Below are 11,827 nucleotides of genomic sequence, written 5' to 3' on the forward strand. Positions count from 1 at the left end.
GCGCCCGGCAGTGCCGGACGCGCCGTGTCGACCGTGCTCGGGCGTCATGCGCCCGGAGCGAACTCCTCGAGCATCTCCGTCACGAGGGCCGCGATCGGCGACCGCTCACTGCGGGTGAGCGTGACGTGCGCGAACAACGGATGCCCCTTGAGTTTCTCGATGACCGCCGCGACACCGTCGTGCCGGCCGACACGCAGGTTGTCGCGCTGGGCGACGTCGTGGGTGAGCACGACGCGTGATCCCGCACCGAGCCGTGACAGGACGGTGAGCAGCACGTTGCGTTCGAGCGACTGTGCCTCGTCGACGACGACGAACGAATCATGCAACGACCGGCCGCGAATGTGCGTGAGCGGCAGCACTTCCAGCATTCCGCGGCTGAGCACCTCCTCGAGCACCGCGGGGCTGGCGAGTCCTTCGAGGGTGTCGAAGACCGCCTGGCCCCACGGATTCATCTTCTCGGCCTCGGTACCCGGCAGGTAGCCGAGTTCCTGCCCACCCACCGCGTAGAGCGGCCGGAAGACCACCACCTTGCGGTGGGTTCGTCTTTCCAGGACGGCCTCGAGTCCCGCCGTCAGTGCCAGGGCGGACTTTCCGGTTCCGGCCTTGCCGCCGAGGGAGACGATGCCGACGGATTCGTCGAGCAGCAGGTCGAGGGCGACGCGCTGTTCGGCGGAGCGCCCGTGCAGTCCGAAGGCCTCCCGGTCGCCGCGGACGAGCTGCACCCGCTTGTCGGCGGTGACCCGGCCGAGTGCGCTGGAGGAGCCACCGAGAAGCCTGATCCCCGTGTGGCACGGCAGATCCCGTGCGTCGTCGATGTCGACGATGCCCTCGGTGAACATCTCGTCGATGAGGGCCCGGTCGACCTCGAGTTCGGTCATGCCCGTCCATCCTGAGATCACCACGTCCTGGGCGTGGTACTCGTCGGCGTCGAGGCCGACGGCACCGGCCTTGACGCGCAAGGGGATGTCCTTGCTGACGAGCACCACGTCGCGTCCCTCGGTGGCCAGGTTCAGGGCGCACGCGAGGATGCGGGAGTCGTTGGTGTCGGTGCGGAATCCCGCGGGCAGGACCATGGGGTCGGTGTGATTGAGCTCCACGTGGAGGGTGCCACCCTCGTCCCCGATGGGGATGGGCTGGTCGAGGCGTCCGTGCCGCTGCCGCAGGTCGTCGAGCAGGCGCAGCGATTCGCGGGCGAACCAGCCGAGTTCGTGGTGGTGCCGTTTCCCTTCGAGTTCGCCGATCACGACCAGCGGAAGGACGACTTCGTGCTCGGCGAACCTGGTGACCGCCCAAGGGTCGGAGAGCAACACTGAAGTGTCCAGCACGTAGGTGCGTACAGCGGATTCTTTCGCAGCGGCGGTGCCGGAGGCGTGGCCGGAGCGGGTGGGGACGGAGCGTGTTGCGTTCACGTGGGGCTCCTCGGCCCGGACGACACCGCCCGGACGTATTCGGTGGGCCGGTGGGTCCCCGGTGTCGTCACGACCACGGAGGCCCGGTGCCGGCCCCCTCGCTCGGACTGTGTCAGCCACACGATCAGGGACCTCCCGTGTAGTCGGCACCTGCGCCGCCTACACCCCCGACGCTAACGCCGATCCGGACGATTCGCTCGCTGGTGGAGCATGCGTGTCGGTGAAGTTTGCGTAAACGTCGTCTCGGGAGTGTTTGTGCGCCTCAGAGGTATGCACGAATGTCGTGGATCCGACCCCGCTCGACGGAGTCGGATCCACCGAAATCCGGATTCGGGTCAGCGCAGCGACGCCGTGAGTTCTTCGGTCTCGTGGTCGCGGCGACGCGCCGACGCGGTGATCGACTCGATCAGCGCATCCGTGGTCTCGACCCGGCCGACCCGCTTGGCGACGTACTGCAGTGCCATGAGGTGCTCGTCGCGGGAGAAGTCGGCGGTGGCGTCGAGGGCCATGAACGGCGCGACGTCGCTCATGAAGGCGTCGGCGGCACTGAGCATGCAGCCCATATGCGCGTAGACGCCGGTGACGATGAGCTGGTCGCGGCCGTTGTGCGCGAGCAGCTGACGGAAGTCGGTGCGCTGGAACGCCGAGTACCGCCACTTGGTGACCTGGATGTCGTCCGGGCCGGGGGTCAGTTCGCCGATGACCTCGGTGTCGCGGCCGGTGCTCAGTCCGACGCCCCAGAAGTCGGCGAGGATGCCGCGACGCGACGGATGCTGGTCGCCGGGCTGCATGGTGTAGACGACGGGGATGCCGGCGGCCAGGCACGCCTCGCGGAGGCGGACGATGTTGGGCACCACGGTCGCGAGGGGTTCGGCGTCGCGCTGGTACGCGTCGATGAAGTACTTCTGCATGTCGTGGATCAGCAGTGCGCAGCGGGACGCATCGAGCGTCCAGTCCACCCGAGCAGCGGGAATCTCGTCGCCGGTGGGCAACTCGTACGGATCGATGCTCGGGATGGCCATGCGACTTCCTTCTGCTGTTCGGGGTACGCGTGCGGTCACCGACAGTGTCGGCATGCGTAGGCTACCCTAACCAACCCCGCAGTGGGATGTCTCGTCCCCCGAATACGCGACCGGCCCGCACCNGTCGGCGACAGTAGAAAACCGTCAGATCAGACGCCAGTCCTCGAGGCCCTCGTACAGCGGCACGGACTGTGCCAGAGCGCTCACGCGGGTGCGCAGCGACTCGGCGTCGGCGCCACCGATGAGCGTCTGCGCGATGATCTCGGCGACCTCGGTGAACTGCTCGTCGCCGAAACCGCGGGTCGCGAGCGCCGGGGTGCCGATGCGGAGGCCCGAGGTGACCATCGGGGGACGCGGATCGAACGGCACGGCGTTGCGGTTGACGGTGATGCCGACCTCGTGGAGGGCGTCCTCACCCTGCTGGCCGTCGAGCTGCGAGTTGCGCAGGTCGACCAGGACCAGATGCACGTCGGTGCCACCGGTGAGCACCGAGATGCCCTTGTCGGCGACGTCGGACTGCGACAGGCGGTCGGCGATGATCCGGGCACCGGAGAGGGTGCGCTGCTGGCGGTCCTTGAACTCGTCGCTCGCGGCGATCTTCAGCGCGACGGCCTTCGCGGCGATCGCGTGCATGAGCGGGCCGCCCTGCTGGCCGGGGAAGACGGCCGAGTTGATCTTCTTCGCCCATTCCTGCTTGGCGAGGATCAGGCCGGAACGCGGGCCACCGAGGGTCTTGTGCACGGTGGTGGAGACGACGTCGGCGTAGGGCACGGGCGACGGGTGCAGGCCCGCGGCGACCAGACCGGCGAAGTGCGCCATGTCGACCCACAGGTACGCACCGACCTCGTCGGCAATGGACCGGAAGGCGGCGAAGTCCTGGTGACGCGGGTAGGCGGACCAGCCGGCGACGATGACCTTCGGCTTCTCGCGCAGCGCGATATCGCGGACCTCGTCCATGTCGATGCGGTGGTCGTCCTTGCTGACACCGTAGGACGCGACGTCGTACAGCTTGCCGGAGAAGTTGAGCTTCATGCCGTGCGTGAGGTGGCCGCCGTGCGCGAGGTCGAGACCGAGCAGCTTTTCGCCGGGAGTCATCAGCGCCATGAGCACCGCCGCGTTCGCCTGCGCACCCGAGTGCGGCTGGACGTTCGCGAAATCGGCGCCGAAGAGCTCCTTGGCGCGGTTACGGGCGAGGTCCTCGACGACGTCGACGTTCTCGCAGCCGCCGTAGTAGCGACGACCGGGGTAACCCTCGGCGTACTTGTTGGTCAGGACGCTGCCCTGGGCCTGGAGGACGGCGCGCGGCACGAAGTTCTCCGACGCGATCATCTCGAGCGTGTCGCGCTGACGCGACAGCTCGCCGGCCATGGCCTCGGCGACCTCGGGATCGAGGTCGTTCAGTGCGGCAGTGTTCACGTCGGCGCCGGGCGCAGCGGTCATCGAGGTTTCTCCAAGCAGAGGGCGTCAGGGATACGTCCTCCAGTCTACGAAGGCCGTCCACCGCTCCGGAAGCCGGTCCCCGAGCGACCTGCGGTTCACCGCAGGCTGCTGGGCACCAGGGGTTCGTCGAGCAGGCGCCGGAAACGGTCGGCGCGCTCGGCTCCGGACGGAACCTGCCCGAGCCAGCCGCCGAGGAGCCGGTAGCCCTCCACATAGGTGCTGATGTAGGCGCGCCACAACGGCGACGACAGGAACCGCAGCGACTGCCGGGCACGTTCGGGGCTCGACAGCGACCAGCGCTGCAGGAATTCGACGACCTCGTCGTGGCTGCGCCCGCGGTCGTGGAGCAGCAGCGCGGCGTCCTGCCGCACCGACAGCAACTGCTCGGACGCCTCGGACAGTTGTTCGGCGAGTTCGCCGTCGAGCCGGAGCCCGAGATCGGCGTAGATCTCCTGTGCCCACGTGCCCCAGCCCGGGCCGACGATCGCTTCGAGCGCGAGATCGGCGAGTCCTTCGGCCATGAGGCACTGCGGGGTGTTGACGAGGAACAGCGTCTGCTCGGCCTGGCCGCCGGCGACGAGACCGGCCTCCTTGCGGCAGTGCTCGGTGTGGTGACCGGGATACGCCTCGTGCGCGATCAGCCGCGGCAGGTGCGCCATCGTCTGTTCGAGATCGGAGTTGATCGCGACCCGCGAACGGTAGTCGCCGAGGTAGTAGTTGAAGCCCGACCACGGCTTGTCGCCGACGACCTCGTACTCGACGCGTTCGGTGTCGGGCAGCGGGTAGACCGCCCGCACCTTCTCGCGCAGCGCGCTCGAGAACGCCTCGACGCATTCGGCGAGACGATCGGCGGGGATCACCTCGGACTTGCGGTGGGCCTGCATCCGTTCGGTGAGCGATCCGGTGCCGGGCAGCAACGCGTCGAGCCGACGGTGCGCGTCGCGGTAGGCGTCCTCGTCGCCGGGCGCGATGCGGACGTCGAAGTACGCCTCGACCTCGTCGACGAAACCGATCTCCTCCCCCGCGAACTTGCGGGCCGAGCAGTCGAGGGCGCGCAGATGCACGTCGAGGAAACGGGCGCGCTCGTCGGACAGTGCCACACCAGGCAGTTCGTCGCGCAGCCGTCGCGCGGTGTGTGATAGATCACGGGGATCGGGAGTCGGGGCGTTCTCGACCTTCCGCCGCAGCGCGGGATCGCCGGTGTAGGCGTCGACGAACCCTTCCTCGAGCCGGTCGAAAGCCAGGCCCAGCAGCAGATATTCGTTCACGAAGTCGTCGGCTCCCATACCGGCCGAGCGTAGTCGCTCGTCGGCGACCCGACACGGGAGAACCCGCCGGAGTGGGGACCCCGGGGAGGCATCCGCCTGTGTCAGCGAGCACAATCCGTTACATGGACATGCAACGCCGCATCCGCCGCGCCACCGGGAAGCCGTGCCGATGGCTCGTCTGAACGAACCGAGCCCGTATGTCGAGTTCGACCGCAAGCAGTGGCGGACGCTGCGGAAGTCGACTCCCCTCGTCCTCACCGAGGACGAACTCATCGGGCTTCGGGGCCTGGGCGAGCAGATCGACCTCGCGGAGGTCGCGGAGGTGTATCTCCCCCTCGCCCGGTTGATCCACCTGCAGGTCGCCGCGAAGCAGCGGTTGTTCGCCGCGACCGCGACCTTCCTCGGGGAGAAGCATCCCGACCAGCAGGTGCCGTTCGTGATCGGTGTGGCCGGTTCGGTGGCGGTCGGCAAGTCCACCACGGCCCGTGTGCTGCAGGCGTTGCTGGCACGCTGGGACCACCACCCGCGGGTGGATCTCGTGACCACCGACGGGTTCCTCTACCCCACCAAGGAACTGGTGCGGCGCAACATCATGCACCGCAAGGGTTTTCCCGAGAGCTACGACCGGCGCAAGCTGCTGCGGTTCGTCACCGAGGTCAAGTCGGGAGCGAAAGAGGTTGCGGCGCCGATCTACTCCCACATCTCGTACGACATCATCCCGGGTCAGTACCACATCGTGCGGCAGCCGGACATCCTCATCATCGAGGGCCTGAACGTGCTGCAGACCGGTCCGCGGTTGATGGTCTCCGACCTGTTCGACTTCTCGATCTACGTCGACGCGCGCATCGAGGACATCGAGCAGTGGTACGTCGAGCGCTTTCTCGCGCTGCGCAAGACGTCCTTCGCCGATCCCGAGGCGCACTTCCACCACTACGCGAACCTGTCGGACCGGGACGCGATGAGTGCCGCGAAGGAGATCTGGCACTCGATCAACCTGCCGAACCTGGTGGAGAACATCCTGCCCACGCGACCGCGCGCGACCCTGGTCCTGCGCAAGGACTCGGATCACGCCATCAACCGGCTCCGGTTGCGCAAGCTCTGACGCGGCCCGCCGCTCGGCCCTGTCTCAGCCGAACCGGCGGTGCTGTCAGGCGCCGAACCGGCGGTGCCGTGCGGCGTAGTCGCGCAGCGCGCGCAGGAAGTCGACCCGGCGGAACTCGGGCCAGTACGCCTCGGTGAACCAGATCTCCGAGTAGGCGGACTGCCAGAGCAGGAATCCGGATAGTCGCTGCTCACCGGAGGTACGGATCACGAGGTCCGGATCGGGCTGACCGGACGTGTAGAGGTGGCTGTCGACACCGTCGACCGTCACCGACTCGACGAGCTCTTCCCCGCGCAACCCCTGCGCGTAGCGCACCCGCAGGAGCGACTGCACCGCGTCGACGATCTCCTGGCGACCGCCGTACCCGACGGCGACGTTGACGTGCGTGCCCGTCCGGCCCGCGGTGCCGGCCGCGGCCTCGTGCAGTCGCTTGGCGTGGTCGGCCGGGAGCAGGTCGGTGGTGCCGACGATCTTCACGCCCCAGTTCTGGCCGGGCGCGGAGATCTCCTCCACCACGTCGGAGATGATCTCGAGCAGCGCATCGAGCTCCTCCGGATCGCGCCGGAGGTTCTCGGTGGACAGCAGGTAGATCGTCGCCGTCTCGATACCGGCCGCGTCGCACCAGCTCAGCAGCTCGGCGATCTTCTTGGCGCCTTCGCGGTGGCCGTGACTGACGTCGGTGAAGCCGTTCTCGCGCGCCCAACGCCGATTGCCGTCGCACATGACCGCGACGTGTCGCGGATGCCGTGCTCCGTCGAGTTCCTTCAGCAGCCGGCGCTCGTAGAGCCGGTACAGCAGTCCGCGGACGCTCACCCCGTCATCACCACGCGAGTCACATTACGCCCAGGCGTACGGACGGTCGCGTCGGTGGTCACAGAGTCTCCCGGAGCGCCCTCACAGGCTGTAACGTGGCGACGGAACAAACCTACGGGTGCGTAGGTTACTGATCGGTACCGAGAGGAGCGCATGCATGACGGCCTTCGGCCTCGAGGAACTGCCCGTCAAACCGCGAATGCGCGGATGGATCCACGCCTGGGCGTTCGGCGTGGCCGTCGTCGCCGGTGCCGCACTCGTCGCGGCAGCGGCCTTCCTCGCCGACCGTCCGGACGCCGTACTCCCCGCGACGGTCTACAGCCTCACCGTGTGCGGTGTGTTCGGCGTCAGCGCCCTCTACCACCGCCTGAACTGGGGTCCCCGGGCCCGCGTGTGGATGAAGCGCGCCGACCACTCGATGATCTTCGTGTTCATCGCCGGCAGCTACACCCCCTTCGCGACGCTCGCCCTGCCTCCGGAATCCGGGCGGCCGTTGTTGATCGTCGTGTGGACGGGCGCGCTGGCGGGCGTGGCCCTGAAGATGCTGTGGCCGACGGCGCCGCGCTGGGTCGGTGTGCCGCTGTATCTATTGCTCGGATGGGCGATCGTGCCCGTCGCCGGACAGCTGGTCGCCGAGGTCGGTCTTGCCCCCATGCTGCTTCTGCTGGTCGGCGGGCTGTTCTACAGCGGAGGTGCGATCCTCTACGCGACCCGCTGGCCCGATCCGTGGCCCGCGACCTTCGGGCACCACGAGTTCTTCCACGCCGCCACGGTGATCGCGGCCCTGTGTCACGCGGTAGCGGTGTGGCTCGTGATTCTCGGTTGAAACCTCACGAGCTGCTTCGTGCAACTTCTCACACCACCTGAAGCAACCGGCACCCGTTTGTAGACTCGCGAGGGATGTCTATTCCGTTGCTCGCCTTCGAACTGACCGAGACCAACCGGGACTGGCTGATCCACCGGCCGCTGGCGATCGTGAGTTACATCGTCGTCGCGATCGCGCTCCGGTTCGTCCTCCACCGCCTGATCGACCGCATGACGAAGCCGCGGGAGAGATCCGGCAAGCCGCGCCGATCGTTCCTCGCGCCGCTGCAGGAACGCGCCGAACGCGCCATCGGTGATCCCTACGCGCGCGAACGCCGGATCCAGCGTGCCCAGACGATCGGCTCGGTGTTCAAGTCCGGTGTGTCGGTCGTCGTGCTCGTCTGGGTGGTGCTGCAGACGCTCGACACCCTCGGCTTCAACGTCGCACCGTTCATCGCCTCGGCCGGTATCGCCGGCGTTGCTCTCGGTTTCGGTGCGCAGAACCTCGTGCGGGACTTCATCTCGGGCATGTTCATGCTGCTCGAGGACCAGTACGGCGTGGGCGACGTGGTGGACCTCGGCGACGCGGTGGGCACCGTCGAGTCGGTCGGCCTGCGCGTGACGACCGTCCGCGACATCGACGGCACCCTGTGGTTCTGCCGCAACGGCGAGATCCTGCGCGTCGGCAACATGAGCCAGGGGCACGCCGTCTCCGTGATCGACGTGCCGATCGCGCCGACCTCCAATGTCGACCGCGCCTGCCAGATTGCCCTGCGGGCCGTGCTCGACGGCGTCGAACGCGAGGACATCGCACCCGACGTCCTGGAGAAGCCCGAATTGCTCGGGGTCAACTCCGTGACGGCGGGTGCGGTGACGCTGCGACTGACCGTGCGCGTGCGCGCCGGCAAGCAGTGGGCGATCCGCCGCAGCCTCACCCGCTCGGTGCTCGAAGCGTTCGATGAGAACGGCATCGAGTCGCCGAACCTCGCGGTCGCAGCACCCGTGAGCAGCTAGACCCTCTCAGGCGAGCGCTCCACCACCGGACCCGCCTCGGTCCGCCGACCGGCGCGGATCCGGTCGAAGGCGATCACGAAGAGCAACGAGACAGCGCCCCAGATCGCGAACGTGACCAGGTGCGGGCCGACGGTGTCGCCCCCGAAGTAGAGGATCGAGCGCACCGATTCGACGGCCGCCGGCATCGGCAGCACACCGTGCAGGAACCGGAAGGCCTCCGGCGTCATGTACATCGACATCGCCCCGTTCGAGGCGGGCACACCGAGGAACATCAGGATGCCGACGGCGGGGATGACGGCGAGCAGCCCGAACAGACGGTGCAGAGCCAGCGTGAACATCGAGGTCGTGAACGTCGCGACGATCCCCACGCCCCACAGCGGCAGGAAGTGCCCGTCGACGGCTCCGGTGATCGGGTCGGCGATCACCCACAGGACGGCCGGCATGAACAGCGCCCACCCCGCGGAGATCGGCAGGAAGCGGCGCAGGACCATCGCGGCGGGCTGCGCGCCGCCGGCCACGACGACCACCATGAAGCCGGACATGATCCAACCCATCGCGACGTAGAGCGTCACCGTGCCCATCGTGTCGGAGCCCGGCAGCGGCGTCATGTTCTCGACGGTGAGCGGTAGCTGCATGCCGCCCGCGACCTGCTCGAAGACCCGCTGCACGACCTGCTGCTGGCTCATGCCGGCAGCCTCGTTCGTGATGAGGGTCGCGGTCGGGGACGTCGCGGACGGCAGGACGAACGCCGCGACGATCTCGCGATCCCTGACGTCGGCGCGCGCCGCCTCGATCGAATCCGAGGTGCGCAGGTCGAACAGGCCCGACATGTTCTGCTCGAGCCCGGCGACCGTCTGCTCGGCCTGTTCGGTGGTCGCGGCGACCACGGTGACGGGCATGTCGCGCGGCGTCGGCTGGTACATCGCGCCGAGCATGATCGACAGCATCAGCACGACCATCGCGAACGGGAAGAACGCGAGGGTCAGGTACCGGACGCGGTTGCTCTCCGGACGCGGTCCGGGCGTGAGCGACGGCATCGTGATCTCGGGATCACCGGCGTCGGGGTTGCGGCGACGCTTCAAGGCATCGACCCCGAGCGTGGCGAGGAGGGCGAGCACCGCACCGACGACCAGCACCAGGAGGTGCCCGCCGAGTCCGTCGCCGCCGAAGTAGACGACCGACCGCAGCGATTCACCGGCGGCCGCGGTGGGCAGGAAGCCGTGCAACCACGGGTAGATCGACGGCAGTGCGTACACCGACATGCCCAGATTCGACGCGGGGACGCCGAGGACCATCACGAAGAGCATGCCCACCAGGACCGCCATCGGTCCGAGGATCCGGGTGAGGAACAACTGCACCGAGCCCACGGCGAAAATGGACAGCCAACTGATTCCCAGCAGCGTCGCGGTGGGGCCCTCGACCGCGCCGAGAATCGGACCTGCGACGACCCACACGAGGGTCCCGATCAACACCGACCAGCCTGCGAGCAGGGGCACGATGCGACGGAAGCGCAGCAGCTCGGGCGAGTTGGACAGCATGATGCTCAGCGGCATGTAGCCCGCGAGCATCAATGCCTGCGCCATGAACATCACGCCCAGACCGGCCATGTCGTGGTCCGGCAGCGGAGCCAGGTCCTCGGCGGTGAGGTCGAGACCCGATCCGATGATCGGCGGGGCCACCAGACCGGTGACCATGTTCGACTGCGAGGCCCCGGCGGCGCCGGCGGTGTACACGGTGGCGGTGCCCGCGTCGGACAACGAGACCGCGCCCGCGACCTCCCGCGAGAGCACGAGGTCGCGGGCCTGCTCGTCGGTCCCGACGACGCGGACGTCGACCGCCTCCGAATCGACGCCCTCGAGCGCGCGGGCGAAGTCGTAGGCCTGCTGCGACGATCCGGCGACGGCGATCGGCATGTCGTGCGGGGCCGGGGCGTGCATCGCGTACAGATAGCCGGTGATCATCATGCCGACCATCAACAGCGGCATGACGAAGATCGCGACGTAGCGCCCGATCTGTTCCTTGCGGGCGCGGGCGAGCTCGGCCTCGGTCGGGCCGTCGCCTCCCGGTGGATCGTTCTTCTCGGTCGTGGCGGTGTCGGTCACTGACGAACTCCTCGATATCCGGTCACGGACTGAACGCTTCCGGGCCGGTACCGGCAACTCGGAAATACGCTGACTGACTTAAAAAGCTACGCCGCGTGTCTTAAAGTGGACAACCTGAGACACTGGTGACGTTCGTCCCATCCACCGATGAGCCGTACGGCAGAACGAGAGAGCAGCGGGTTCCAGCGTGAGCACCTACGGCGACCAGGCACGGCGAGCACTACTCGACTCCGCGGAGGAGCTGTTCGCGACCTACGGCGTCGACGGGGTCTCGAACCGGCGCATCGCCGAGCACGCGGGCAACGCCAACCACTCGGCGGTCAACTACCACTTCGGGAGCAGGGACGAACTCGTCCGCGCGATGGTCACCCGCTACGCCGAGGACACCCGCCGACGACGAGCCGAACTCGTCGGGCTGCTCGGCCCCGAACCGGGACTGCGCGACTACCTGAGCTGCCTCGTCGTCCCGTTCACCGATCAGCTCGCATCGATGCCCGTCCCCGGTTGGCGCGCCCGGTTCCTCCGACAGCTGCGGACGGTCCCCTCGATGGTCGACATCGCGGCCCGGAACGTCGTCGAAGATCCCTATCTCGACGCTCTGATCGAACGGGCCAGGGCGTGCGTCGCCGACATCCCCGACGTGGTGATCACCGGCCGGTCGTGGCTGCTGGGGAAACTCGTCGTGGACGCGTGCGCCGACTACGAAGCACGCCTGGAACGGGAACGGGTGGAACCCGACTGGACGGGTTTCGCCCTGTTCCTCGTCGACGCGATCGCCGGAATGCTCGAAGCACCGGTGACGAGCACGGGCGATTTCCTCGGCTCGCGCACCGTCTCCGCGTGGCCGTGACAG

General features: G+C 68.1%; 10 protein-coding genes. 4 read left to right on the forward strand and 6 right to left on the reverse strand.

The window, feature by feature from the left end; translation table 11 throughout:
- Positions 1-44: 44 nt before the first annotated feature.
- The 4 genes from ACLBYD_RS04455 to ACLBYD_RS04470 form a co-directional block, all read right to left on the reverse strand.
- On the reverse strand, positions 45-1,409 hold the full coding sequence (locus ACLBYD_RS04455; protein ID WP_172414824.1) for a PhoH family protein: 1,365 nt from the start codon (positions 1,407-1,409) through the stop codon (positions 45-47).
- Between the two features lie 335 nt (positions 1,410-1,744).
- The gene (locus ACLBYD_RS04460; protein WP_447815552.1) at positions 1,745-2,431 is read right to left on the reverse strand and encodes an isochorismatase family protein; all 687 of its coding nucleotides are present in this window, start codon (positions 2,429-2,431) and stop codon (positions 1,745-1,747) included.
- A gap of 144 nt (positions 2,432-2,575) precedes the next feature.
- Entirely contained in the window at positions 2,576-3,871 is a 1,296-nt protein-coding gene (gene glyA / locus ACLBYD_RS04465; RefSeq protein WP_447815553.1) for a serine hydroxymethyltransferase, read from the reverse strand.
- A gap of 95 nt (positions 3,872-3,966) precedes the next feature.
- Complete coding sequence (locus ACLBYD_RS04470) at positions 3,967-5,157, reverse strand: DUF885 domain-containing protein (RefSeq protein ID WP_447815554.1); 1,191 nt, start codon at positions 5,155-5,157, stop codon at positions 3,967-3,969.
- 151 nt (positions 5,158-5,308) lie between these two features.
- Here ACLBYD_RS04470 and coaA point away from each other — a divergent pair, with 151 nt between their 5' ends.
- Complete coding sequence (gene coaA / locus ACLBYD_RS04475; RefSeq protein WP_258260597.1) at positions 5,309-6,241, forward strand: type I pantothenate kinase; 933 nt, start codon at positions 5,309-5,311, stop codon at positions 6,239-6,241.
- A 45-nt stretch (positions 6,242-6,286) separates the two neighbouring features.
- Here coaA and ACLBYD_RS04480 read toward each other — a convergent pair whose 3' ends face one another.
- On the reverse strand, positions 6,287-7,054 hold the full coding sequence (locus tag ACLBYD_RS04480; RefSeq protein ID WP_006553884.1) for an isoprenyl transferase: 768 nt from the start codon (positions 7,052-7,054) through the stop codon (positions 6,287-6,289).
- A 157-nt stretch (positions 7,055-7,211) separates the two neighbouring features.
- Between ACLBYD_RS04480 and trhA the strand changes: the two genes are divergently transcribed.
- Positions 7,212-7,880, forward strand: a complete 669-nt coding sequence (gene trhA, locus ACLBYD_RS04485; protein ID WP_447815555.1) for a PAQR family membrane homeostasis protein TrhA — start codon at positions 7,212-7,214, stop codon at positions 7,878-7,880.
- A 74-nt stretch (positions 7,881-7,954) separates the two neighbouring features.
- Positions 7,955-8,872: a mechanosensitive ion channel family protein gene (locus ACLBYD_RS04490; protein ID WP_258260599.1), complete on the forward strand. Its 918-nt coding sequence runs from the start codon at positions 7,955-7,957 to the stop codon at positions 8,870-8,872.
- On the opposite strand, the gene ACLBYD_RS04495 is transcribed toward ACLBYD_RS04490, so the two are convergent.
- Positions 8,869-10,974: an ABC transporter permease gene (locus ACLBYD_RS04495; protein WP_447815556.1), complete on the reverse strand. Its 2,106-nt coding sequence runs from the start codon at positions 10,972-10,974 to the stop codon at positions 8,869-8,871. The two genes, ACLBYD_RS04490 and ACLBYD_RS04495, sit on opposite strands and share 4 nt — an antisense overlap.
- A 187-nt stretch (positions 10,975-11,161) precedes the next feature.
- Here ACLBYD_RS04495 and ACLBYD_RS04500 point away from each other — a divergent pair, with 187 nt between their 5' ends.
- The gene (locus ACLBYD_RS04500; RefSeq protein WP_447815557.1) at positions 11,162-11,824 is read left to right on the forward strand and encodes a TetR/AcrR family transcriptional regulator; all 663 of its coding nucleotides are present in this window, start codon (positions 11,162-11,164) and stop codon (positions 11,822-11,824) included.
- Positions 11,825-11,827: the final 3 nt, after the last annotated feature.

The organism is Rhodococcus sp. C26F, assembly GCF_053345925.1.

What these genes read in the sequence shown, in the direction of transcription:
- trhA (WP_447815555.1), top strand. Translation starts at nt 7,212, where the DNA reads ATGACGGCCTTCGGCCTCGAGGAACTGCCCGTCAAACCGCGAATGCGC.
- ACLBYD_RS04470 (WP_447815554.1), bottom strand. Translation starts at nt 5,157, where the DNA reads ATGGGAGCCGACGACTTCGTGAACGAATATCTGCTGCTGGGCCTGGCT.
- ACLBYD_RS04460 (WP_447815552.1), bottom strand. Translation starts at nt 2,431, where the DNA reads ATGGCCATCCCGAGCATCGATCCGTACGAGTTGCCCACCGGCGACGAG.
- coaA (WP_258260597.1), top strand. Translation starts at nt 5,309, where the DNA reads ATGGCTCGTCTGAACGAACCGAGCCCGTATGTCGAGTTCGACCGCAAG.
- ACLBYD_RS04490 (WP_258260599.1), top strand. Translation starts at nt 7,955, where the DNA reads ATGTCTATTCCGTTGCTCGCCTTCGAACTGACCGAGACCAACCGGGAC.
- glyA (WP_447815553.1), bottom strand. Translation starts at nt 3,871, where the DNA reads ATGACCGCTGCGCCCGGCGCCGACGTGAACACTGCCGCACTGAACGAC.